17 protein-coding genes and 3 rRNA genes are annotated in these 25,257 nt (G+C 65.6%); 18 read left to right on the top strand and 2 right to left on the bottom strand.

The genetic code is table 11. From position 1 onward, the window contains the following. The first annotated feature begins 66 nt into the window (after positions 1-66). The 7 genes from ACQCSZ_RS11850 (at position 67) to rrf (ending at position 11,175) form a co-directional block, all read left to right on the top strand. Entirely contained in the window at positions 67-717 is a 651-nt protein-coding gene (locus ACQCSZ_RS11850) for a DNA-3-methyladenine glycosylase (protein WP_427008154.1), read from the top strand. A gap of 54 nt (positions 718-771) precedes the next feature. Beyond that, complete coding sequence (locus ACQCSZ_RS11845) at positions 772-1,377, top strand: hypothetical protein (protein WP_427008153.1); 606 nt, start codon at positions 772-774, stop codon at positions 1,375-1,377. Between the two features lie 143 nt (positions 1,378-1,520). Continuing rightward, positions 1,521-3,749, top strand: coding sequence for a HelD family protein (locus ACQCSZ_RS11840; protein ID WP_427008152.1), 2,229 nt, complete (start codon positions 1,521-1,523; stop codon positions 3,747-3,749). A 42-nt stretch (positions 3,750-3,791) separates the two neighbouring features. Then, positions 3,792-5,105, top strand: coding sequence for a tyrosine--tRNA ligase (gene tyrS, locus ACQCSZ_RS11835; protein WP_427008151.1), 1,314 nt, complete (start codon positions 3,792-3,794; stop codon positions 5,103-5,105). 514 nt (positions 5,106-5,619) lie between these two features. Further along, a 16S ribosomal RNA gene (locus ACQCSZ_RS11830) occupies positions 5,620-7,145 on the top strand. A 547-nt stretch (positions 7,146-7,692) separates the two neighbouring features. Then, positions 7,693-10,831 (top strand): 23S ribosomal RNA (locus tag ACQCSZ_RS11825). Positions 10,832-11,058: 227 nt separating this feature from the next. Further along, positions 11,059-11,175 (top strand): 5S ribosomal RNA (gene rrf / locus ACQCSZ_RS11820). Together the 16S, 23S and 5S rRNA genes form the textbook arrangement of a ribosomal RNA operon. A gap of 293 nt (positions 11,176-11,468) precedes the next feature. Here rrf and ACQCSZ_RS11815 read toward each other — a convergent pair. Next, positions 11,469-12,431: an IS3 family transposase gene (locus tag ACQCSZ_RS11815; protein ID WP_427005016.1), complete on the bottom strand. Its 963-nt coding sequence runs from the start codon at positions 12,429-12,431 to the stop codon at positions 11,469-11,471. Between the two features lie 2 nt (positions 12,432-12,433). Next, a complete protein-coding gene (locus tag ACQCSZ_RS11810) occupies positions 12,434-12,856 on the bottom strand; it encodes a hypothetical protein (RefSeq protein WP_427005015.1) in 423 nt (140 codons plus the stop codon). Between the two features lie 535 nt (positions 12,857-13,391). Between ACQCSZ_RS11810 and ACQCSZ_RS11805 the strand changes: the two genes are divergently transcribed. From ACQCSZ_RS11805 to ACQCSZ_RS11755, 11 genes are all read left to right on the top strand, one after another. Next, positions 13,392-15,497 carry a hypothetical protein gene (locus ACQCSZ_RS11805; protein WP_427008150.1) on the top strand — a complete coding sequence of 702 codons (2,106 nt, stop codon included), beginning with the start codon at positions 13,392-13,394 and terminating at the stop codon, positions 15,495-15,497. A gap of 4 nt (positions 15,498-15,501) precedes the next feature. Then, on the top strand, positions 15,502-16,491 hold the full coding sequence (locus tag ACQCSZ_RS11800) for an HAD-IIA family hydrolase (RefSeq protein ID WP_427008149.1): 990 nt from the start codon (positions 15,502-15,504) through the stop codon (positions 16,489-16,491). Between the two features lie 9 nt (positions 16,492-16,500). Then, complete coding sequence (locus tag ACQCSZ_RS11795; protein ID WP_427008148.1) at positions 16,501-16,767, top strand: hypothetical protein; 267 nt, start codon at positions 16,501-16,503, stop codon at positions 16,765-16,767. Then, entirely contained in the window at positions 16,764-17,576 is an 813-nt protein-coding gene (locus tag ACQCSZ_RS11790) for a TlyA family RNA methyltransferase (RefSeq protein WP_427008147.1), read from the top strand. Before ACQCSZ_RS11795 ends, ACQCSZ_RS11790 begins: the two co-directional genes overlap by 4 nt. 22 nt (positions 17,577-17,598) lie before the next feature. Further along, the gene (locus ACQCSZ_RS11785; protein WP_427008146.1) at positions 17,599-18,621 is read left to right on the top strand and encodes an NAD kinase; all 1,023 of its coding nucleotides are present in this window, start codon (positions 17,599-17,601) and stop codon (positions 18,619-18,621) included. 3 nt (positions 18,622-18,624) lie between these two features. Continuing rightward, the gene (gene recN / locus ACQCSZ_RS11780) at positions 18,625-20,364 is read left to right on the top strand and encodes a DNA repair protein RecN (protein ID WP_427008145.1); all 1,740 of its coding nucleotides are present in this window, start codon (positions 18,625-18,627) and stop codon (positions 20,362-20,364) included. Positions 20,365-20,368: 4 nt separating this feature from the next. After that, positions 20,369-22,171 carry a CTP synthase gene (locus tag ACQCSZ_RS11775; RefSeq protein ID WP_427008144.1) on the top strand — a complete coding sequence of 601 codons (1,803 nt, stop codon included), beginning with the start codon at positions 20,369-20,371 and terminating at the stop codon, positions 22,169-22,171. A gap of 27 nt (positions 22,172-22,198) precedes the next feature. Beyond that, positions 22,199-22,861: an NUDIX domain-containing protein gene (locus tag ACQCSZ_RS11770; protein WP_211882858.1), complete on the top strand. Its 663-nt coding sequence runs from the start codon at positions 22,199-22,201 to the stop codon at positions 22,859-22,861. Continuing rightward, entirely contained in the window at positions 22,861-23,850 is a 990-nt protein-coding gene (gene xerD, locus ACQCSZ_RS11765) for a site-specific tyrosine recombinase XerD (RefSeq protein WP_427008143.1), read from the top strand. The genes ACQCSZ_RS11770 and xerD overlap by 1 nt, the downstream gene beginning before the upstream one ends. A 244-nt stretch (positions 23,851-24,094) precedes the next feature. Continuing rightward, positions 24,095-24,586 (top strand): 8-oxo-dGTP diphosphatase, encoded by a 492-nt coding sequence (locus tag ACQCSZ_RS11760; protein ID WP_427008142.1) that lies wholly within the window; start codon positions 24,095-24,097, stop codon positions 24,584-24,586. A gap of 150 nt (positions 24,587-24,736) precedes the next feature. Next, positions 24,737-25,141 (top strand): hypothetical protein, encoded by a 405-nt coding sequence (locus ACQCSZ_RS11755; protein ID WP_427008141.1) that lies wholly within the window; start codon positions 24,737-24,739, stop codon positions 25,139-25,141. Positions 25,142-25,257 lie beyond the last annotated feature (116 nt).

Here is a 25,257-nt window from a genome sequence, read left to right as displayed (position 1 = left end):
TAGCGGAAATCGGACACGGCCGTGGGGGATGGTGCCCCGTCACGGCGGGTTTGTTAAAGTCGGAGCATGACTTTGCACCCGGGGCAGGACGGCAGCGCACCGCTGCGGGAGCTCCTGTCCGGGGATCCCCGGCAGGTGGCACCCCTGCTGCTCGGCGCGGTGCTGACCCACGAGGGACGGGATGGCCCTGTGTCGGTACGGATCACCGAGGTCGAGGCCTATCTGGGGCCGCGTGACTCGCTGCACCCCGATCCCGGCTCCCATACCTTCCGTGGCCCGACGGCCCGCAATGCGCCGATGTTCGGCCCCGCAGGCCACCTGTACGTGTACTTCACCTACGGGATGCACCATTGCGCCAACATCGTGTGCGGCCCGGACGGCATGGCATCGGCCCTGCTGGTGCGGGCTGGCGAGGTCATCGCCGGGCAGGACCTGGCACTGGCCCGGCGGCCGACGTCGAAATCCCCCAAGGACCTGGCGAGCGGGCCCGCACGGCTCGCCACGGCGCTCGGACTCACGACGGCGGACAGCGGGCGGGACGCGCTCGGGCCGCCGTTCCGGCTGGAGCTGGCGCAGGCACCGGCGTCCGGCATCAGCTCCGGGCCGCGGGTCGGCGTCGCCGGCGACGGCGGCACGGACGACTATCCCTGGCGATTCTGGCTGACCGGCGATCCCACCGTGTCCCGCTACAAGCCGGCGAAGGTGCGCACGGCGTAGCTGACGCTGCAACCGGATTCCTTAGCACCCGCGGCGGGGGGATGATGAAGTCTTATGGGCGAGGGTAGACGCGGGAAACCGACAAGCGAGCTGGAAAGGCTCCGGATTTTTGAGACGCTGGCCGCCGAGTACTTCCGCATGGTTGAGCTGTTCACGCCCGATGGAGGCCCGGTGCCGCCCAACGCCGTCGAGGGGGAGCGGCGGCACTGGCTGGAGCTCTTCCGCGCCGCCCTGCTGCGAAAATTCATTGTGCGCGATGAACACGTGTCGATGAAGCTGGTCGTTCGGGCCCTCCGCCTCTGCAACTATTCGGCGGACCGCAAGGTGGCGGAGGGGACGGAAGCCGTGGCTGGCCTGTTCACCGCCGAGATGGTCCAGGGGCGTCAACCTGTGGCGGCGGGACCGGCTCCGGAGGGGCACGACCTTTTCGAGGACGTCCTCTATGGACGGCTCCTGCATGGCGACGCTGACAGGTTCCACCGTTCCGAATGGGCGGACGACTACTCCCGGCTGAGTACCGCGGCGGCCAGCCGGTTCGACGCGGAGCGCGCGCTCCGGAAAGCGCTCGACGTCGTCCGGTACGGGCTCGCGAATGGACTTCTGCGGTCGCCAGGCATGCCGCCCGACGACGATGGGCCCCCTACGGCCGCGAGGCTTTGAGCGGACACCGCGTCCACTCCCTGCTGCACGATTGACTGGACCATTCCGGCCGTATCGGTACAATGCCTGACATGTTTCACAAGCGTCCGCCGAAATGGTTGTAGAATGGACGGTCGGTCTTTTATTCGATAGGGGAACTTTCGATGCACGACGCTGATTTGGCGCATGAACGCGACTATGTGGCCGGACTCTATGCCCGGCTGGATGAGTTGCGGGCGGAAAAGCGCGCCCAGCTGGCCCAGGTGCGGCGTGCCGGCGCGGTCGGCACCATGCAGAATGTGTCCGAACGCGACGCCTTCGCGGCGCTCTATGAGGACCGCCTGGCGCAGCTCGACGCCGTCGACGACCGCCTCGTGTTCGGCCGGCTGGACCTTGACTCCGGGGAAGCCCAGTACATTGGCCGCATCGGTCTGACCACCGAGGACCTCCAGCGGCTCATGATCGACTGGCGGGCGCCGGAAGCCGGCCACTTCTACCAGGCCACCGCGTTCGACCGGCAGGGCGTGCGCCGCCGCCGGCACCTGATCCTGCAGGGCCGCGAGGTCAAGGCCATCGAGGATGACGTGCTCGACGCCGACATGCTCGCCGACAAGGACTCGCTCCAGGGCGAAGGGGCGCTGCTGGCCGCGCTGAACTCCAAGCGCACCGGGCGCATGTCCGACATCGTCGGCACCATCCAGTCCGAGCAGGACCGCATCATCCGCTCCTCCATTTCCGGTGCCCTCGTGGTCCAGGGCGGCCCCGGCACGGGCAAGACCGCCGTCGCGCTGCACCGCGCCGCGTACCTGCTCTACACCCACCGGGACCGCCTCAAGACCGCCGGCGTGCTGCTGGTCGGCCCGACGTCGTCGTTCATGAATTACATCGAACGCGTCTTGCCCTCCCTCGGCGAGACCGGTGTGGTGATGGCCAGCCTGGGCCGCCTGATGCCCGGCATCCATGCGGTCGCGGAACCGGAATCGTCCGTCGCCGCGATCAAGGGCCGGCTGGACATGGCGGGCGTCGTGGCCAACGCCGTCGCCCAGCGCCAGCGCATCCCCGCCGGAAACCGGATCCTGGAAGTGGACGGGCGCAAGCTCGTGCTGACGCCGCGGCAGGTCCGCCGGGCCCGGGACAAGGCACGCGCCAGCGGAAAACCGCACAACGAGGCCCGGGTTTCGTTCGTCAAGATCCTGCTCCGCGAACTCACCGAGCAAATGACCGAGCTGGTCGAAGCCGGCAGCATCGGCAACAACGCCGACCGCTCCTACCTGGCCGAGGACGTCCGGTCCGCCCGGGACGTCCGCATTGCCCTGAACCTGTGCTGGATGCCGATGACGCCGGAAAAGCTCGTGGCGGAACTCCTGAGCAAGCCCGCCATCCTGGCAGCCTGCACGCCCAACCTCACCCCGGCCGAGCGCGCCCTGCTGCTCCGGCCGGCCGATTCGCCGTGGACCGAGTCCGACGTGCCGCTGCTCGACGAGGCCGCGGAACTGCTCGGCGAACTCGACCCCGCGGCCGGGCGGGGCCTGGCCCAGCAGGAAAACGACCGTGCCCGCGATCTCGCCAACGCCAAGCAGACCCTGGTCAACATGGAAACTGCCGGCGTGGATGTCCTCATCTCCGCCGAGGACCTGGTGGACCAGAACCAGGAGCGCGTGTCCCGGCTGACCGCCGCCGAACGTGCCACGACCGACCGCAGCTGGGCCTTCGGGCACATCGTGGTGGATGAGGCCCAGGAACTCTCGCCGATGCAGTGGCGCCTCCTGGTCCGCCGCTGCCCGCTGAAGTCCTTCACCATCGTGGGGGACATCGCGCAGACGAGTTCCGTGGCCGGGGCCAATTCCTGGCAGGGCGCCCTGGCCCCGATGTTCGGCGACCGCTGGCAGCTGGAGGAACTCACGGTCAACTACCGCACGCCGTCGCAGATCGCCGAGGCTGCCGCGCGGATGGCCAACGCGGCCGGACTCGTTGTCTCGGCGCCCAAGGCCGTCCGTGAAGGCCAGTGGTCCCCGTTTATCGACCGTGTGGAGACCGGCCAGATCGTCAACAAGCTCGTAGAGGTCCTGCCGGCCGAGCTGGAGGCGATCGAGGGCGGACTCCTGGCCGTGATCGCCGACGGCGCGCTGCTCCCGGAGGCGACGGCCGCGCTGCGCGCCGTCTACGGACGCCGCGTCGGCACCGGCGCCGGCAGCTATGCGCAGGACATCGTGGTGATCAGCCCCCGCGAGGCCAAGGGCCTGGAGTTCGACGGCGTCGTGGTGCTGGAGCCGACGGCGATGCTCAACCACGAACACGGCCGCGTCGGTGACCTGTACGTGGCAATGACCCGGCCCACCCAGCGGCTGCGGCTCATTGCCGCCGCGGGTGTGCCGGCAGGGATCGAAGACTGAGCCGCGCGCCTGCGGTGGCCCGATCCTGCTAACTTAGATTCCGTGTCCCAGCTAAATAATCTCCAGTCCCAGCAGAATGACCCAAGCTTCGCCAACGTCTGGCAGGAGCTGAAATGGCGCGGCCTCGTCCACGTCTCCACGGACGAGGCGGAGCTGGAAAAGCTGCTTGCCGGTGATCCCGCCACATACTACTGCGGCTTCGACCCCACCGCGCCGAGCCTGCACCTGGGCAACCTCGTCCAGCTGCTGCTGATGCGCCGGATCCAGCTGGCCGGCCACAAGCCGCTCGGGCTCGTGGGCGGGTCCACCGGGCTGATCGGGGACCCGCGCCCGACGGCGGAGCGCACCCTGAACACCAAGGACACGGTTAACGAGTGGGTGGGGTACCTGCAAGCCCAGGTCCGTCGCTTCCTGAGCTTCGAGGGCGACAACGCCGCACGGATGGTCAACAACCTGGACTGGACGGCGCCGCTGAGCGCCATCGACTTCCTGCGGGAGATCGGAAAGCACTTCCGTGTCGGCACCATGCTGCGCAAGGATGCCGTCGCGTCCCGCCTTGGCTCCGACGAGGGCATCAGCTACACGGAGTTCAGCTACCAGATCCTGCAGGGCATGGACTACCTCCAGCTCTTCCGCGACTACGGCTGCGTCCTGCAGACCGGCGGCTCGGACCAGTGGGGCAACCTGACCAGCGGCACCGAACTCATCCGCAAGGTCGAGGGCAAGCACGTCCATGCCCTGGGCACGCCCCTGATCACCAACTCCGACGGCACCAAGTTCGGCAAGAGCGAAGGCAACGCGATCTGGCTGGATCCGGAGATGTGCAGCCCCTACGCCTTCTACCAGTTCTGGCTCAACACGGCGGACGACGACGTCGCGGCCCGCCTGAAGATCTTCACCTTCCTGAGCCGGGCGGAGATCGAGGCCCTGGAGGTTGCCATCGCCGAGCGTCCCTTCGCCCGCGAGGGCCAGCGGAAGCTCGCCTACGAAGTGACTTCCCTCGTCCACGGCGTGGACGCCACGGAAAAGGTCATCGCGGCGTCGGCCGCGTTGTTCGGGAACGGCGACCTCACGGTGCTGGATGAGGCAACCCTCAAGGCCGCGACATCGGAACTGCCCTCAGCGAGCGTCGGCGCCGGCGCGCTGGGAATCATTGAACTGCTGGTGGCCTCCGGCCTGTCGGAGAGCAAGTCCGCGGCCCGGCGCACCGTGGGGGAGGGCGGCGCCTATGTGAACAACGCCAAGGTGTCCGATCCCGAGACCGTTATCGCGCCGGCCCAACTGCTGCACGGACGGTATCTGCTGCTGCGCCGGGGCAAGAAGAACCTGGCGACCGTGGAAGTGTCCCAGCCCTGATCCGAGCCCTGGACCTTCCTCCACGCTCCTTTCCCGCCCGATTTGCCGGGCGGGGGAGGGGCGTGTATTGTTTTCTGAGTCGCCACCGAAGAGTGGCGGCCAACCCCACCAAAAATACAGAAGCGGTTCTTCGGGCGCCTGGCGCAGAAACAAGAATTTGCTTCTTGTTTTGCTGGGCGGATTCACTCCACCGGGTGAATTCCGGGAGAATTTCCCGGATTTGCAAAGTGGAATTGAATGAAATAAGCTGTAAACATCGCAGCGAAGGAAAGCGGAACAAAAGAATTCATTGTAAATGAATTGTTCCGGCAAGTAATTCGAATGTGTCTGTTGTTTGAGAACTCAATAGTGTGCCAAGTTTGTTGATACCAATTTATTGTATGATGGATTGGTTGTTTTGCCGGGTCATGCCACCCCGTGGTGTGGTCTGGTTTTTACAGCCGGTTTCAAATTTTGTGCAGCCCGGGTCCGCGTTTTCCCGCGGGCCTGTGGTTGTGTCTGTTTTTGTTTTACTTCAACGGAGAGTTTGATCCTGGCTCAGGATGAACGCTGGCGGCGTGCTTAACACATGCAAGTCGAACGATGATCCGGTGCTTGCACCGGTGATTAGTGGCGAACGGGTGAGTAACACGTGAGTAACCTGCCCTTAACTCTGGGATAAGCCTGGGAAACCGGGTCTAATACCGGATATGACCTCTCACCGCATGGTGGGGGGTGGAAAGCTTTATTGTGGTTTTGGATGGACTCGCGGCCTATCAGCTTGTTGGTGAGGTAATGGCTCACCAAGGCGACGACGGGTAGCCGGCCTGAGAGGGTGACCGGCCACACTGGGACTGAGACACGGCCCAGACTCCTACGGGAGGCAGCAGTGGGGAATATTGCACAATGGGCGCAAGCCTGATGCAGCGACGCCGCGTGAGGGATGACGGCCTTCGGGTTGTAAACCTCTTTCAGTAGGGAAGAAGCGAAAGTGACGGTACCTGCAGAAGAAGCGCCGGCTAACTACGTGCCAGCAGCCGCGGTAATACGTAGGGCGCAAGCGTTATCCGGAATTATTGGGCGTAAAGAGCTCGTAGGCGGTTTGTCGCGTCTGCCGTGAAAGTCCGGGGCTCAACCCCGGATCTGCGGTGGGTACGGGCAGACTAGAGTGATGTAGGGGAGACTGGAATTCCTGGTGTAGCGGTGAAATGCGCAGATATCAGGAGGAACACCGATGGCGAAGGCAGGTCTCTGGGCATTAACTGACGCTGAGGAGCGAAAGCATGGGGAGCGAACAGGATTAGATACCCTGGTAGTCCATGCCGTAAACGTTGGGCACTAGGTGTGGGGGACATTCCACGTTCTCCGTACCGTAGCTAACGCATTAAGTGCCCCGCCTGGGGAGTACGGCCGCAAGGCTAAAACTCAAAGGAATTGACGGGGGCCCGCACAAGCGGCGGAGCATGCGGATTAATTCGATGCAACGCGAAGAACCTTACCAAGGCTTGACATGGACCGGAAACACCTGGAGACAGGTGCCCCGCTTGCGGCCGGTTCACAGGTGGTGCATGGTTGTCGTCAGCTCGTGTCGTGAGATGTTGGGTTAAGTCCCGCAACGAGCGCAACCCTCGTTCCATGTTGCCAGCGCGTAATGGCGGGGACTCATGGGAGACTGCCGGGGTCAACTCGGAGGAAGGTGGGGACGACGTCAAATCATCATGCCCCTTATGTCTTGGGCTTCACGCATGCTACAATGGCCGGTACAAAGGGTTGCGATACTGTGAGGTGGAGCTAATCCCAAAAAGCCGGTCTCAGTTCGGATTGGGGTCTGCAACTCGACCCCATGAAGTCGGAGTCGCTAGTAATCGCAGATCAGCAACGCTGCGGTGAATACGTTCCCGGGCCTTGTACACACCGCCCGTCAAGTCACGAAAGTTGGTAACACCCGAAGCCGGTGGCCTAACCCCTTGTGGGAGGGAGCTGTCGAAGGTGGGACCGGCGATTGGGACTAAGTCGTAACAAGGTAGCCGTACCGGAAGGTGCGGCTGGATCACCTCCTTTCTAAGGAGCACCTGCAAGCCACGCCCCGTGTATGCGGGATGCGGACGTTTGCCAGGAGTATATGCCCGCTGCGCAGACGCTAGTTCTGCGGCGGGTGCTCACGGGTGGAATATCAACGAACAGCGGCCGCCGGTTTTCCCGGCACCCAGTACGGTGTTTCAGGGTTCTCCTTCGGGGGTCCCTGGTCATCTGGAACGGTGCGGGGAGGGTACGGGCGGTTTAGTGTTTGGCACACTGTTGGGTCCTGAGACAACAGGACCATGGCGCGGCTGCGTTTCCTTTCGGGGGGGCGGGGTTGTGGTGTGGGACTTGTGTTTCTGGTTTCCTGGCTGCACCGATCACACATGATCAGCCCTGACGGGTTGGCCCCTTTGCGGGGTTGTGTGTGGGGTGTGTGGTATGGGGTTGTTGTTTGAGAACTACATAGTGGACGCGAGCATCTTTTATAAGAAGCAATTTCCAAGAATATGAACCTGGATCTGGCTGCACTTTCGGGTGTGGTTGGTTTTCGTGGTTCTCTCGTGAAGTAGTTTTTTTGATCTTTTGTGGTCAAGTTTTTAAGAGCACACGGTGGATGCCTTGGCATTAGGAGCCGAAGAAGGACGTAGGAATCTGCGATAAGCCTGGGGGAGTCGATAACCGGACTGTGATCCCAGGGTGTCCGAATGGGGAAACCCCGCCAGGGGCGCGAGCTGCCTGGTGACCCGCATCTGAACACATAGGGTGTGTGGGGGGAACGCGGGGAAGTGAAACATCTCAGTACCCGCAGGAAGAGAAAACAATAGTGATTCCGTCAGTAGTGGCGAGCGAACGCGGATCAGGCTAAACCGTTCCATGTGTGATAGCCGGCGGGCGTTGCATGGTCGGGGTTGTGGGACTTTCCATACCAGTTCTGCCGGACTGGTGAGGTGCGAAGTGTGGGCATAGGTGAACGGTCTTGAAAGGCCGGCCAGAGAGGGTGGGAGCCCCGTAACCGAAATGTTGTCATACCGCCTGGGAAGTATCCCAAGTAGCACGGGGCCCGAGAAATCCCGTGTGAATCTGTCAGGACCACCTGATAAGCCTAAATACTCCCTAATGACCGATAGCGGACCAGTACCGTGAGGGAAAGGTGAAAAGTACCCCGGGAGGGGAGTGAAACAGTACCTGAAACCGTGTGCTTACAATCCGTCGGAGCCAGTCTGATTCTGGTGACGGCGTGCCTTTTGAAGAATGAGCCTGCGAGTTAGTGTTACGTCGCGAGGTTAACCCGTGTGGGGAAGCCGTAGCGAAAGCGAGTCTGAACAGGGCGTTGCAGTGGCGTGATCTAGACCCGAAGCGAAGTGATCTACCCATGGCCAGGTTGAAGCGACGGTAAGACGTCGTGGAGGACCGAACCCACTTCAGTTGAAAATGGAGGGGATGAGCTGTGGGTAGGGGTGAAAGGCCAATCAAACTTCGTGATAGCTGGTTCTCCCCGAAATGCATTTAGGTGCAGCGTTGCGTGTTTCTTGCCGGAGGTAGAGCTACTGGATGGCTAATGGGCCCTACAAGGTTACTGACGTCAGCCAAACTCCGAATGCCGGCAAGTGAGAGCGCAGCAGTGAGACTGTGGGGGATAAGCTTCATAGTCGAGAGGGAAACAGCCCAGACCACCAACTAAGGCCCCTAAGCGTGTGCTAAGTGGGAAAGGATGTGGAGTTGCGAAGACAACCAGGAGGTTGGCTTAGAAGCAGCCATCCTTAAAAGAGTGCGTAATAGCTCACTGGTCAAGTGATTCCGCGCCGACAATGTAGCGGGGCTCAAGTACACCGCCGAAGTTGTGGATTTCAGGCAATAACCCAGCCGCCCCCTTTGCGGGGTTGGTTCAGGTGTCTGGAGTGGTAGGGGAGCGTCGTGTGGGCAGTGAAGTCGCGGTGTAAACCAGCGGTGGAGCCCACACGAGTGAGAATGCAGGCATGAGTAGCGAAAGACGGGTGAGAAACCCGTCCGCCGAATGATCAAGGGTTCCAGGGTCAAGCTAATCTGCCCTGGGTAAGTCGGGACCTAAGGCGAGGCCGACAGGCGTAGTCGATGGACAACGGGTTGATATTCCCGTACCGGCGAAGAACCGCCCATGCTGAACAGGGGACACTAACCGCCCGAGACCTGCCCGACACCCCTTGTGGGTGAAGGGTTTTGGTGGAGCGCGGGACCTGATCCTGGGAGGCAAGCGTATTAACAGGTGTGACGCAGGAAGGTAGCCGGGCCGGGCGATGGTTGCCCCGGTCTAAGGATGTAGGGCGAACGGTAGGCAAATCCGCCGTTCATGATGCCTGAGACCCGATGGGACCCCCGTGAGGGGGGATCCGGTGATCCTATGCTGCCGAGAAAAGCATCGACGCGAGGTTCCAGCCGCCCGTACCCCAAACCGACACAGGTGATCAGGTAGAGAATACTAAGGCGATCGAGAGAATTATGGTTAAGGAACTCGGCAAAATGCCCCCGTAACTTCGGGAGAAGGGGGGCCCCCAGCGTGATGGACACGAGCTGTCCGGAGCGTGCAGGGGCCGCAGAGACCAGGGGGAAGCGACTGTTTACTAAAAACACAGGTCCGTGCGAAGTCGCAAGACGATGTATACGGACTGACTCCTGCCCGGTGCTGGAAGGTTAAGAGGACCGGTTAGCCGCAAGGCGAAGCTGAGAATTCAAGCCCCAGTAAACGGCGGTGGTAACTATAACCATCCTAAGGTAGCGAAATTCCTTGTCGGGTAAGTTCCGACCTGCACGAATGGAGTAACGACTTCCCCGCTGTCTCAACCATAAACTCGGCGAAATTGCAGTACGAGTAAGATGCTCGTTACGCGCAGCAGGACGGAAAGACCCCGAGACCTTTACTATAGTTTGGTATTGGTGTTCGGAGTGGCTTGTGTAGGATAGGTGGGAGACGTTGAAGCCGTGACGCCAGTCATGGTGGAGTCATCGTTGAAATACCACTCTGGTCACTTTGGACATCTAACTTCGGCCCGTAATCCGGGTCAGGGACAGTGCCTGATGGGTAGTTTAACTGGGGCGGTTGCCTCCTAAAAAGTAACGGAGGCGCCCAAAGGTTCCCTCAGCCTGGTTGGCAATCAGGTGTCGAGTGTAAGTGCACAAGGGAGCTTGACTGTGAGAGAGACATCTCGAGCAGGGACGAAAGTCGGGACTAGTGATCCGGCGGTACATTGTGGAATGGCCGTCGCTCAACGGATAAAAGGTACCTCGGGGATAACAGGCTGATCTTGCCCAAGAGTCCATATCGACGGCATGGTTTGGCACCTCGATGTCGGCTCGTCGCATCCTGGGGCTGGAGTAGGTCCCAAGGGTTGGGCTGTTCGCCCATTAAAGCGGTACGCGAGCTGGGTTTAGAACGTCGTGAGACAGTTCGGTCCCTATCCGCTGCGCGCGCAGGAAATTTGAGAAGGGCTGTCCTTAGTACGAGAGGACCGGGACGGACGAACCTCTGGTGTGTCAGTTGTACTGCCAAGTGCACCGCTGATTAGCTACGTTCGGATGGGATAACCGCTGAAAGCATCTAAGCGGGAAGCCCGCTTCGAGATGAGATTTCCATACACCCCCGGGTGTGAGAGGCCCCCAGCCAGACCACTGGGTTGATAGGCCGGACGTGGAAGACAGGACTAAAGACTGTTGAAGCTGACCGGTACTAATAGGCCGATAACTTACACCACACACTCTCCCCGTAAACCCATTCAAAAGGGGTTTACACCCAGGGGAGGGTACAAAGAAACAAGACTGCTTGCGTCCACTATGTGGTTCCCAGACAACAAACCCGTCCCGGACGGCACGTTGCAGGGAACCGACAACTGAATAACAACACCACAGCTGCATCCGCAGCGTCCCTGTTGTAACACCAGATTTCCCACCCCCGGCGGAAGCCAGGGTGCGGAGCAAGGGTTACGGCGGTCATAGCGTGGGGGAAACGCCCGGTCCCATTCCGAACCCGGAAGCTAAGACCCACAGCGCCGATGGTACTGCACCCGGGAGGGTGTGGGAGAGTAGGTCACCGCCGGACAACCATTAAACACGGTCGAGAGCCCCAACCACACGGTCGGGGCTCTCCCGCATTTAACCCCAAACCACAAAAACCCTCCCCCCGCGCCGGATCCAGGTGTCATGTCCCAGGACTTCGTGGACGGTTTGTCGTGTGGTTCGTCTGCCGGCGGAGGGGTGGCGCAGGTTTTTCGCCGGCAGCGGGTCTGTTTTTTGCGGGCCGGTGCGGCTGATGACGCGCAACCCGCCCCGCGAGGCGCAGATCCCCTGTCGCTACCGGAATCCGGAATTTGTCAACCTGGTTGAGACAGTTCGTTAGTTGGCTGCTTGTCGTTTTTGGGGGTTGTTGATCCAGCTTTCGGTGTGGACCGTGTGTGCCCGGGGGCGTTGGTGGTGCCGGTGCGGGTGGGCTGCCCAGGCGGCGTCCAGGGCTGCCTGGCGGCGTTTTTGGAACACGGGCCAGGTGCCGTCGTGGACGGATTCCGGGGTGTAGTAGCCGATCCCGGAATGGCGGTGCTCGGTGTTGTAGGCGTTGATGAAGCCGGTGGTCCACTCCCGGGCGTGCTCTATGTCGGTGAACTGCCGCGGGTAGTCAAGGTCGTACTTCATGGTCTTGAATTGCGCTTCCGAGAACGGGTTGTCGTTGGAGACCCGGGGCCTGGAATGGGATTGGATGATCCCGAGTCCGGCCAGGTACTCACTCATGCCGGTGCTGGTCATGACCGAGCCCCGGTCCGCGTGCAGGACCTCCGGTTTCGCCTGCTCCCGGGCCAGGGCACCGGTGATCATGTCGATGGCTTCCAGCGTCCCCTCGCCGGGCTCCAGCCGCCATCCCACGACGTAGCGGCTGAAGACGTCCAGGATGACGTACAGGCGGAAGTTGCGGCCGCGGTCCACGGACCGCAGGACGGTGATGTCCCAGGACCACACCTGGTTCGGGCGGGACGCGCACAGCTCCGGGATCACCGCTGGTTTGTGGGTGGCCATGACCCGGCGGTCGCCATTGAGTTTCCTCGCCCTCGCCACCCGGTGCCAGGACGATTCGGAGGCAATATAGACGCCCTGGTCCAAGGCCCGGTAGAACACCTGGGAAACGCTCAGATCCGCGTATTGCTCATCGGTCAGGAACGCCTCGATACGGGCACGTTCCTGACCGGTGAGAGTCGCCGGCTGCGCGCGTTCTTTCTGCGGGACCGGCGCCGCCTTGCCCGCCGGCGGGGTGCGGCGACGGTACCAGGTAGGCCGGGAAACACCCATCAGCCGGCACGCGGCCGACACGGTCAATCCGTCGGCGACGAGGCCTGCGACTGCTTCTTCCCGGATAGCGTCTGCAGCGGGGCCGGCTCCGCGCTCTCGGCAAGTTTCTCCAAGAGCGCGTGCGCTTTTCCCGCGGACTCCAACGCCGCCTTCAGGATCTCCTGATCCGCCTGCGCCTTCGCCAGTTCCCGGCGCAACCGCACGATCTCGGCGCTCTGCCGCTTCGGTGTCATCCCGCCATCACGCGAAGACCGCTTACCCGTCGGAGTCGCAGCAAACCCATCATGATCCCGGGCGTAAGCCCAGGTCCCGACTGCATGCGCCGAAACCCGATACTCACGCAACACCGCACCCTTTTGACCATGCGGGGCAGCCTCGTACTTCTCAAGGATCGAAAGCTTCTCCTCCAGGGTCCGGAACGGAACTTTCCCAGTCGATTTCGTCATATCCAACCTATCTATCTATCGCCAAGACAATTTGTCTCACAACAGGCTGACAGAGAGGGAATCCCGGCAGCGACAGGAAATCCGCGCATCGCCAGGCACGAGGCGCCGCGCCGGAGGCCCGGACCCGGCGGCCACGGCATCACGGACCCTGACAACCGGGTCGGGAATGCTCCCGCGCAGCAGCAAACACCGCCCCCAGTGTCCACGACGTCCTGAGACGGAAGTGTCCATTACGTCAGGAGACTCCACAGCACCGGATCCAGCCCTCCCGCGGCTCCCGGCCTCGGCCACACGGAAACTGAGGAAGCGTTGCCCCGGATGCTGCAGAATCTGAGGGAGCGTCCGTGCTTGTGAGACTTGCCACCGCGAAGGCCGAAAGCGCCACTACCGTTAGCCGGTGACAGGGGACTCGCCTAGAATTGGATGAGATGTACGGACTTCGAAGCGCTTGTTTTCGGGTTGCGTAGGAAACGAAACACGGAACAGAGCGGCTGCAAGTGCGCCAGTGGTCAGCTCATAACAGGAGGAATCCAGCATGGCTGAGCACAACGACGGCAATCGCGGCGGAAAAGACCGCGGCAACTTCGGCGGGGGACGCAACGCGGGTGGCGGAGGATTCCGCGGAACTAACAATTCCGGCGGCGACCCCCGCGGCTTCCGTGCCAGGGAGGACCGAGGCTCTGAGGGGGCGCGCCCGGCCTCCAACGATCGTGACCGGAAGCCCTTTGGGGACCGTCCCGCGCGTGAGGGTGACCGTAAGCCGCCTTATAGCGGTGGCGGTGACCGTGACCGCAAGCCGTTTGGTGACCGTGTCCCGCGTGAAGGTGGAGAGCGTCGCAGCTTCGGTGCCGGTGACCGTAAGCCGCCTTATAGCGGCGGCGGTGGCGGTGATCGCGACCGGAAGCCGCCTTACAGCGGTGGCGGCGACCGTGACCGTAAGCCGTTTGGTGACCGTGCCCCGCGTGAGGGCGGGGGGCGTCCCAGCTTCGGTGCCGGTGCCGGTGACCGTAAGCCGCCCTACAGCGGTGGAGGTGACCGGGACCGTAAGCCGTTTGGTGACCGTGCCCCGCGCGAAGGCGGCGGGGAGCGTCGCAGCTTCGGTGCCGGCGACCGCGACCGCAAGCCGCCCTACAGCGGTGGCGGCGACCGTGACCGCAAGCCGTTTGGTGACCGTGCCCCGCGTGAGGGCGGGGGGCGTCCCAGCTTTGGCGGCAGTGACCGCAAGCCGCCTTACAGCGGTGCCGGCGACCGTGACCGCAAGCCGTTTGGTGACCGTGCCCCGCGTGAGGGCGGGGGGGAGCGTCGCAGCTTCGGTGCCGGCGACCGCGACCGCAAGCCGTACAGCGGTGGCGACAACCGGAAGCCGTTCGGCAGCCGCGAGGACCGTCCGGCGCGTAGCTTTGACCGCGACGATCGTCCGGCCAGGAGCTTTGACCGTAGCGACTCCGGCCCGCGCCAGTTTGGCCGCGACCGCGCAGAAGACCGCCCGGTGCGCGTACCGAATGCCCGCGATCTCCGCAGCGCCAACCGCCCCGACCGGGAACGTTCACCCCAGATCGATGAGGACGTCACCGGCAAGGAGCTGGACCGCGCCACGCAGCACCAGATCAAGACCCTCGAAGAGAACAGCGCCGAGTGGGTTGCACGCCACCTCGTCATGGCCGGACGCCTCATTGACGAAGAACCCGAGCTTGCCTTCCAGCATGCCCTCGCAGCCAGCCGCCGCGGCGGACGCCTCGCGGCTGTCCGTGAAGCCGTCGGCCTGACGGCCTACGCGGCCGGACACTACGGCGAGGCGCTGCGCGAATTCCGCACCTACCGGCGGATCAGCGGCTCCAACATGCACCTGCCCGTCATGGCCGACTGCGAACGCGGCCTCGGCCGCGCCGACCGCGCCCTGGACATGGCGCGCTCCGAAGAAGCCAAGGATCTGGACGCCCCCGGCAAGGTTGAACTGGCCATCGTGGCCGCCGGCGCGCGCACCGACCTGGGCCAGCTCGACGCCGCGGTCGTGGAGCTGGAGATCCCGCAGCTGGACATCAACCGGGCCTTCTCCTACAGCCCCCGCCTCTTCCGGGCCTACGCCGATGCCCTGACGGCAGCCGGCCGCGCCGCGGAAGCCGGAAAGTGGGAGCGCCAGGCCGCCGTCGCCGAAGACGCCCTCGGCCTGGACGTCTCCGACGAGCCGGACATCATCGACCTCGGCTGGGACGAGGAAGAGGAAGCCCGCGAAGAAGAGCAGCGGCGCCGGCTCCTCACTGAGCAGACTGCCCAGCAGTCCGCCGAAGCGGCAGCCGAGCAGCAGGCACCCCGTGCCGCCGGCGCCGGGGCCGTAGTCGGCCTCCCGGAATCCTCCGCAACGGAGGCCGGAGCCGCCTCGCTCGACGAAGGCGCCGACGACGCCGAATCGGACTTCTGGGAATCAGACGACGCCGAATCCGATGAAGACTCGGTCGAAAAGGACGCCCTGGACCGCTCTGAGGTACTCACCGGAGACGACGCCGCACCCGCCGGTTCGGACGACGCCGGTTCGGACGACGCCGGTTCGGACGACGCCGGTTCGGACGACGCCGGTTCGGACGACGCCGGCGACGCCGCCTTCGGCGAAAACCCGGGCCACCCGGACCGAATCGAGGACTAGTCGCATGGCAGGAGCTGACCTGATCTCCGCGTTCGATGCGCTGCTGGCCGATCTGGACGGCGTCGTCTACGCAGGCCCCCATGCCATCCCGGGGGCTGTGGAGTCGCTGCGGAGGCTGGCCGGCGTCGGTGTCGGGCTGGGCTATGTCACGAACAACGCGTCCCGTTCGCCCGCGCAGGTGGCACAGCACCTGCGTGATCTCGGAGCTCCTGCCGAAGACCAGCAGGTGGTCAGCTCCTCGCAGGCCGCCGCCGAACTGCTGGCCTCGCTGCTGCCTGCCGGAGCCCGCGTGCTCATCACCGGCAGCGCCGCCCTCGCCCGTGAGATTGAACTCGTCGGCCTCGTTCCGGTCCGCAGCGCGGCGGAGGCGCCGGTCGCCGTCGTGCAGGGCTTCAGCCCGGAGACCGGCTGGACGGACCTCGCGGAAGCGTCGTACGTCGTCGCCGGTGGCGCACTCTGGGTTGCCACCAATACGGACATGTCCATTCCCCAGGCGAGGGGCATCGCCCCCGGCAACGGGACGCTCGTGGCGGCCGTTGCGGCGGCAACAGGCAAGACGCCGCTCGTCGCGGGCAAGCCCCAGGCGCCGCTGTTCCACGCGGCCGCCAAACGGCTGGCGGCGGACCGGCCGCTCGTCGTCGGCGACCGGCTGGACACCGACATCCTCGGCGGCAACAACGCCGGCTTCGCCACGGTGGCCGTGCTGACGGGCGTCGACACGCGGGAATCGATCATCGCTGCCCGGACCCTGGAGCGCCCGGCCTTCATCATCCGGGACCTGACGGAGCTCTACCGGCCCTACCCCGCGGTGGAGCACGACGACGGGCGGTACCGCAGCGGTGCCGCCTCCGCCGTCGTGCATGGTCAGTCTGTCCGCATCAGCGGCGATCCCGCCGACCTCGACTCCTGGCGGGCGGCCTGTTCGGCCTGGTGGGCGGCGAACCCCGACACCGCCACCGCCCTGGCGCCGGTCATCGAATGGCTGGATCACTAGACTGGAGCCATGACGGAGCTGAACGCTGAGGCGGACCCTGCAACCGGGGCAGACCAGGGAACGCCGGAAGCCAGGGCTGGATGGCCATCGTTCCAGGGCGGCGCAGCCGCCAGTGACGCGGCCGTGGAGGTCCTGCTGGAACGCCTCGGCGCCCTGCCGTCGACACCCGTGTCCCAGCACGGCGACATCTACGGGAATCTGCACGATGACCTGATGGACGCCCTGAACGAGGACGTAACAGGACAGCCCAACGCAACGGGGGACGCAGCACGATGACCAGGCTTGACCAGACACTTGTCAGCCGGGGGCTGGCGAGGTCCCGCACCCATGCCGCGCGCCTCATCGCCGAGGGCAAGGTCAGCTCCGGCGGCGAAGTGCTCGCCAAGGCCTCGCTCCAGGTCCAGGACGGCACAGTCCTGGACGTGGCGGCGGCCGACGAGGACAGCTACGCCAGCCGCGCCGGGCACAAGCTTGCCGGCGCGCTGGACGCCTTTCCCGCCGTCGACGTCCAGGGCAAGCGCTGCCTCGACGCCGGGGCCTCCACCGGGGGGTTCACCGATGTGCTGCTCCGGCGCGGCGCGCAGCACGTCGTGGCCGTGGATGTGGGGCACGACCAGCTCGTCCCGCAGATCCGGAACGATCCCAGGGTTTCCGTCCACGAAGGCCTCAACGTCCGGTACATGACGCCGTACGAGATCGGCGGACCGGCCGCGCTGACCGTGGCGGACCTGTCCTTCATATCGCTGACCCTGGTCCTGGCGTCCCTCGCGGCGTGCACCGAACCGGGCGGCGACCTGGTCCTGATGGTCAAGCCGCAGTTCGAGATCGGCAAGGACCGGCTGGGGCGCACAGGCGTGGTCACCTCGGAGCGGGAACGCCGGATGGCGGTCGGTAAGGTCGCGGCGGAAGCCCTCGACACCGGCCTGGAACTGCGGGGCCTGGCCGGCAGCCCGTTGCCGGGCCAGGACGGAAACGTCGAGTACTTCCTGTGGATAACACGCGGGATCGGAACAGACCTGCCTAAGATCGAAGAGCGTGACGCGGCCGTGGCCGCGTTGCTCGCAACGATCTGGCCAGAGCACTAGCAGCACTAGAAGGCGGAACCTGATGAGCAGGCGTGTCCTCATCCTTGCCCACACAGGGCGCGAGGAATCCCTCAAGGCTGCCTGGGAAGCGTGCGCCCAGCTGCACGGCTCCGGCATCGTTCCGGTGATGCAGAAATCCGAACTCGGGGACATGGTCCGCTTCTTCGGGCAGCTGGACCAGCCGGTCGAGGTCCTCCACCACCACGTCAAACTTCCCGACGTCGAACTCGTCATGGTGCTCGGCGGCGACGGCACGATCCTGCGCGCGGCGGAGCTGGTGCGCGAGGTCGACGTGCCGCTGCTGGGCGTCAACCTCGGCCATGTGGGGTTCCTGGCCGAAAGCGAGCGGGCAGACCTGGCGCAGACCGTCGAATGGATCGCCAGCCGCCAGTACACCGTGGAAGAGCGGATGACGATCGACGTCCAGGTGTGGGTCCGCGGGCAGAAAATCTGGCACACCTGGGCCCTGAACGAGGCCGCGATCGAAAAGGGCAACCGGGAGCGGATGCTTGAGGTGGTCACCGAAGTCGACGAACGCCCCCTCACCTCGTTCGGCTGCGACGGCGTGGTCCTCGCCACCCCCACCGGCTCCACGGCCTACGCGTTCTCGGCCGGCGGCCCGGTGGTCTGGCCCGAGGTCGAGGCCCTGCTGATCGTGCCGATCAGCGCCCACGCGCTCTTCGCCAAGCCCCTCGTGGTGTCGCCCAGGTCCCGGCTCGCCGTCGAGATCCTGAACCGGACGGACGCCCGGGGGGTGCTCTGGTGCGACGGCCGCCGCTCCGTGGACCTGCCGCCGGGGGCCCGCGTGGAAGTGACCCGCTCCGCCACGCCCGTGCGGCTGGCCCGCACCCACCAGACCCCCTTCTCGGGGCGGCTGGTCCGCAAGTTCGAGCTGCCGATCTCGGGCTGGCGGGGCCCCGTGCCGCAGCCCGACGCCATCACCACGGGACCGGTGCCGGTTGTCCACACGCTCCGGCGGCCCGCGCCGCTGGCGCCGCGGCACGCAGGACCCGGCGAGATCACCGATCCATCGACTGCGAAGTGAACCATGCTTGAAGAACTGAGAATCCGCGACCTCGGAGTCATCACCGACGCCACCCTGCCGCTGGGCCCGGGCCTGAGCGTCGTGACCGGTGAAACCGGTGCCGGCAAGACGATGGTGGTCACCGCCGTCGGGCTGCTGCTCGGCGCGAGATCCGACGCCGGCGCCGTGCGCAGCGGCGCGAAAAGCGCCTCCGCCGAGGCGGTGCTGAAGCTCGACGCCGGGCACGCCGCCGTCGCGCGGGCCCGCGAGGCCGGTGCCGAGGTGGAGGAGTTCGACGGCGGCGCAGAGCTGCTGCTGTCCCGCAGCGTCGGCGCTGACGGCCGGAGCCGGGCATTCCTCGGCGGCCGTGCCGCGCCGGTGGGCGTGCTCGCCGAAATCGGCGCAACCCTCGTCGTGGTCCACGGGCAGTCCGAGCAGATCAGGCTCAAGAGCCCGGTGGCGCAGCGCAGCGCCCTGGACAAGTTCGCGGGGGACAGCCTCGCCGGAACCCTGGGCGGGTACCAGGAACTGCACGCGCACTGGAAGGCGGCCCAGGCCGAGCTGGACACGCTCCGCAGCGCCGCCCGGGAACGCCTGCGCGAGGCGGAATCGCTGGAGGCCGCCCTGGCCGAGATCGACGCCGCCGACCCGCAGCCGGGGGAGGACGAGTCACTCAAGGCCGAGGCCGTCAAACTCGCCAACGTCGAGGAACTGCGGATCGCGGCCACGACCGCGCACCAGGCGCTCATCGCCGAAGACTTCGGCGGGGACGCCGACGCGACGACGCTGGTGGACGCCGCCAAGCGCACCCTGGAACACGTCGCCGAACACGACGAGGAGCTCGGGTCCGTGGCCGCACGCCTCGCCGAGGTCGGCTTCCTGCTCAACGACATCGCCGGCGAGCTCGCCAGCTACGAGGCTGCCCTCGACACCGAGGGCCCGGAGCGCCTCGCCGAGATCGAGAACCGGCGGGCGGCGCTGGCGAAACTGGTGCGCAAATACGCGCCGAGCATCGACGAGGTGCTGGTCTGGGCAGGGGAGGCCCGGGCACGGTTCGAGGAACTGCAGGATGACTCCACCCGGATCGAAGCGCTGGACGCCGAGGTGGCCCGCAGCGAGGCCGAGCTCCGGAAGCAGGCCGCAGCCATCAGCAAGGCGCGCAAGAAGGCCGCCAAGGAGCTCTCGGCCCGGGTCAGCGCGGAGCTGAAGGCACTGGCCATGGCCGATGCGACCCTGATCATCACCGTGGAGCCCGGAGAGCAGCTGGGCCCCCTCGGCGCCGACGAAATCGCCTTCCTGCTCCGGCCGCACTCCGGCGCCCCGGCCCGCCCGCTGGGCAAGGGCGCCTCGGGCGGCGAGCTTTCCCGGGTGATGCTGGCCATCGAAGTCGTGCTCGCCGCGGTGGACCCCGTCCCCACCTTCGTCTTCGATGAGGTCGACGCCGGCGTCGGCGGCCGCGCCGCCGTCGAGATCGGACGGCGGCTGGCCATGCTCGCCCGGCACGTCCAGGTGCTCGTGGTCACCCACCTGCCGCAGGTGGCCGCCTTCGCGGACCAGCACATCCGGGTCACCAAGACCTCCGTCCGGGGCCCCGACGGTGCGACGGCCACCGGCTTCACGTCCAGCGATGTGCAGCTCCTGGACGAGGCCGAGCGCGTGAAGGAACTGGCCCGCATGCTGGCCGGCCAGGAGGATTCCGAATCGGCCCGGGCGCACGCCCAGGAATTGCTCGCCGACGCCAGGCTCCTGCCGCAGCAGGGCTGAATTGATGATAGGCTCGAACTCCGTGGTGCAGCGATCAAATTCCCGTGTAAATTCCCGGTTTCCGGGCTCGTCCAAGACGACCAAACACATCTTCGTCACCGGCGGTGTGGCGTCCTCGCTCGGCAAGGGACTGACGGCTTCAAGCCTCGGCCACCTGCTGCGGGCACGCGGTTTGTCTGTAACTATGCAAAAGCTCGATCCCTATCTGAACGTGGATCCGGGCACGATGAACCCCTTCCAGCACGGTGAGGTCTTCGTCACTGACGACGGCGCCGAAACGGACCTCGACATCGGCCACTACGAGCGCTTCCTCGATGAAAACCTCGAAGGCTCGGCCAACGTAACAACCGGCCAGGTCTACTCGACCGTCATCGCCAAGGAACGCCGCGGCGAATACCTCGGCGACACCGTCCAGGTCATCCCGCACATCACCGATGAGATCAAGCGGCGCATGCGGCTTCCCACCGAGGGCAAGAACGCCCCCGACGTCATCATCACCGAAATCGGCGGCACCGTGGGCGACATCGAGTCGCAGCCGTTCCTCGAATCCGCCCGCCAGGTCCGCCAGGACATCGGCCGCGGCAATGTGTTCTTCGTCCACGTCTCCCTCGTGCCGTACATCGGCCCGTCGCAGGAACTGAAGACCAAGCCGACGCAGCACTCCGTTGCCGCGCTGCGCTCCATCGGCATCCAGCCCGAAGCCATCGTGATCCGTTCGGACCGCGAAGTGCCGCAGCCGATGCGCGACAAGATCGGCCGCATGTGCGACGTCGACATCGACGCCGTGATCGGCTGCCCGGATGCCCCGAGCATCTACGACATCCCGAAGACCCTGCACTCGCAGGGCCTGGATTCCTATATCGTCCGCGCCCTGGACCTTCCGTTCAAGGACGTCGACTGGACCAGCTGGGACAAGCTGCTCGACGCCGTCCACAACCCCAAGCACGAGGTTGAGGTGGCCCTGGTGGGCAAGTACATCGACCTGCCCGACGCCTACCTCTCGGTCACCGAGGCCCTGCGCGCCGGCGGCTTCGCCAACGCCACCAAGGTCTCCATCCGCTGGGTCCCTTCGGACGAGTGCGAAACCCGCGAGGGTGCAGTGCAGGCGCTCGACGGCGTCGACGCCATCTGCGTTCCGGGCGGCTTCGGCATCCGCGGCCTGGAAGGCAAGCTGGGCGCGCTGAAGTACGCCCGCGAAACCAGGCTCCCCGTCCTGGGCCTGTGCCTGGGCCTGCAGTGCATGGTGATCGAGTACGCCCGCAATGTGGTGGGACTGGAAGGCGCGTCCTCGTCCGAGTTCGAGCCCGACTCCAAGTACCCGGTCATTGCGACCATGGAAGAGCAGCTGGACATCGTGGAGGGCAGGGGCGACCTGGGCGGCACCATGCGCCTGGGCCTGTACGAAGCCAGGCTCGACGAGGGCTCCGTGGTCGCCGCGACGTACGGCACCACCACGGTCAGCGAACGCCACCGGCACCGCTACGAGGTCAACAACAAGTACCGCGAGCAGATCGCGGCCCAGGGCCTCGTGTTCTCCGGAACCTCGCCCGACGGCAAGCTCGTGGAGTACGTTGAACTTCCCCGCGAAGTCCACCCGTACTACGTGGCCACGCAGGCGCACCCGGAACTGAGCTCACGGCCCACGCGCCCGCATCCGTTGTTCGCGGGCCTGGTCAAGGCTGCTTTGGCGCATCAGCACGGCAACGCCGGCGACGGCAACCAGCCCGCCGCCCCGGCCAATGAAACCAAGGAAGCCAAGGCTGCTCCCGCGCCCGCCAAGCCCTCGACGGCGGCAGCGTCCAAGTAACCCCCGGCTGAATCAAAGGACGGCGCGATGCCCGGTACATCCGAGATCCACAATGCTGCACGCCAGGTTTCGGATCAGCCGAGCCCGCGCCGTCTTTTGTCGTCCCAGACGGTCTACGAGGGTCGGATCTGGGACGTCGTCAGCGACAGCTTCCAGCTCAACGACGAGGGCAAACCCCTCGTCCGCGACTACATTGAGCACCCCGGGGCGGTGGCGGTGCTTCCCATGAACGACGCCGGCGAGGTGCTGCTGATCAGGCAGTACCGGCACCCGGTGGGCATGGACCTCTGGGAGATCCCGGCCGGCCTGCTGGACGTCGAGGGTGAGGACTTCGTGGCCGGGGCGGCACGTGAGCTTGCCGAGGAGGCGGACCTTGTGGCCGGCCGCTGGAATGTCCTGGCGGACTTCTTCAATTCACCCGGATCCTCCAGCGAGGCGATCCGCATCTACCTGGCCCGTGGACTAAGCGATGTGCCGGGCCACGAACTGCACATCCGTACCGACGAGGAAGCCGAAATCGAGCTCCACTGGATCCCGCTCGACGCCGCGGTCGCGGCCGTGCTGGACGGGCGCCTCCACAACCCGTCCGCCGTCGTGGGGATCCTTGCCGCCGCGGCCGCCCGCGCCGACGGCTTCGAAGGGCTCCGCCCCGCCGACGCGCCGTGGCCGGCCCATCCCAGCCAGCGCTGATGGTGGACGTCGTCGCTGTCCCCAAGGCCGAGGTCCGGCCGCCGTACGCGATCGACCGGGCCATGACGGACTACCTGCAGCACATGGGCGTCGAGCGCGGGCTGGCCGTGAACACCCTGTCGGCGTACCGGCGTGACCTTGCCCGCTACGCCAACCACCTTGCGCGGGCCGGGCGGCAGCATCCGGCGGACATCACGCGGCACGACGTGACGGCCTTCGCCCAGGCCCTCTCCGACGGTTCGGACGGCGGCTCCGCCCTCGGGATCCGCTCGGCGGCCCGGACGGTGGTGGCTGTGCGCGGACTGCACAAGTTCTGGGCACTTGAGGGCGTCACCGCCACCGACCCCGCGGGAGACGTCCACCCGCCGATGCCGGGCAAGCGGCTGCCCAAGGCCATCAGCGTCGACGAGGTCACGAGGATCCTCGAGGCCACCGGCACCGACACCGCGACGGGCCTGCGCGACCGGGCCCTGCTGGAATTCCTCTACTCCACCGGTGCCCGCATCAGCGAAGCCGTGGGCCTGGACGTCGATGACATCTCGCTGCGGAGCGGGGCAGCCGACGAGGGCGCCGGGCCCGCGATTGTCCGGCTCTTCGGCAAGGGCTCCAAGGAACGGCTGGTGCCGCTGGGGTCTTTCGGGGCGCGCGCCCTGGACGCCTACCTGGTCCGCGGCCGCCCGTTGCTGTCCGCCAAGGGCAAGGGCACCCCGGCCCTTTTCCTGAACGCGCGGGGCGGCCGGATCAGCAGGCAAAGCGCCTGGACCATCCTGAAGGCCGCCGCCGGGAAGGCCAACATCACCAAGGATGTCTCGCCCCACACGCTGCGGCACTCCTTCGCGACACACCTGCTCGAAGGCGGGGCCGACGTCCGCGTGGTCCAGGAACTCCTGGGCCATGCCTCGGTCACCACCACGCAGGTCTACACCCTCGTGACGGCCGACACCCTGCGGGAGATCTACGCGGCGGCGCATCCCCGGGCGCTCGGCTAGCAGCCCTGCAGTTCCCGGGGGGACATGCCCATTCTTCGCGCCCGGGACCGGGCATAACCGGGATATGTCCACGCGCCGGCCCCGGCGTGGGGCATGTCCGGATCCGGGCTGGGCGTCGGGTTCCTCCCCGGGGGACATGTCCAATCCTCGCGTCCGGGCCGCCTGCGGGCTCTACCCCGGCCGCCCCGCCGCCTGGGCCTGAACTCCCGACGAGCCAACGACGACGACCACTAGTCTTGGATCCATGACCTCGACTCCCGTCACCCTGTGTTTCCTGCTCCGCGATGGGGCCACCGGTTCCACCGAGGTGCTGCTGGGCCTGAAGCGCACCGGGTTCGGCACCGGCAAGATCGTGGGAATCGGCGGCCATGTCGAAGTGGGGGAGAGCGAGGCGGAAGCAGTCTGCCGTGAAGTCTGGGAGGAGGCCGGCGTCGTCGTGCTCGAGGAAGACCTGGCCAATGCCGGAGTCGTCGAATTCATTTTTCCCGCCCGTCCTGAATGGAACATGTACTGCCGCCTCTTCACCACCCGGAGGTGGGAAGGCGAACCGGCCGAAAGCCAGGAGATCTTTCCCGAATGGTTTGATGCCGCGTCCCTGCCGCTGCACCTCATGTGGGCTGACGCGGAGCACTGGTTGCCCGCCGCGCTGGCGGGCGGGACGCTGGATGTCGTGGTTGTCCTCAACGAGGACAACGAGACCGTGGCGTCGGTCAAAAATCTTCCACAGTCGATGTGACCTCAGTCTTCCGGCCGGCTCCGCACCGGTGTGGAAGACTGAGACCAGCCGGGCCGGAACGTGCGGGACGTTCGACATGACGCTGAACGATGGCAGCTCACACCAGGCCATGTTCAGGTTCGTCCGGCGACGGGGAAAGGGGCGCCGACGATGGGCCAGGAACGTGCTCCAGTCCGCCGTCGGGGGTGGCCGGGCGTTATCCTCTGGTCGATCCTGGTTGTGGCGTCCATCGTCCTGATGGTCACCGGCCTGCTGAGGGCAATGTTCTTCGGGTATACGGCGATACCGGAATTTGTGGAGGATGCACGTGTCGGCAGCCTGTACCTGCTCGGCGGCTCCGCGACGTCGTTGGCGGCAGCACTCTGGTCGTTCCTGCGTGGCCATCCGCACTGGGTAACGGCGTGCGTGGCCGCGCCCGCCGTCGTGATCGGGGGAGTTGCCCTCGTGTGGCCGTACAGCCTGCTGCGGCACATCGTTGCCCTCGTCGCCCTGCCGGGTGCGGTCGCAGGAATCATCGGCGGACTGGTGGACCGCGGATACCGCCGGACCCGGTAGGGCGGGGCAAGCATTGGTCAGGCTCCACAGCGTTCAGCCTTCGAAGTCCTTCAGCCCAATGGCGCTTTGGGCAGGCCTAGATCGGCTGAAGCGGTGCCTGCAGTGCGTTGATCAGC

The sequence above is a fragment of the Pseudarthrobacter sp. H2 genome (assembly GCF_050157045.1).
Taxonomy (GTDB): domain Bacteria; phylum Actinomycetota; class Actinomycetes; order Actinomycetales; family Micrococcaceae; genus Arthrobacter.
This window is presented reverse-complemented; position numbering and strand designations above follow the sequence as displayed.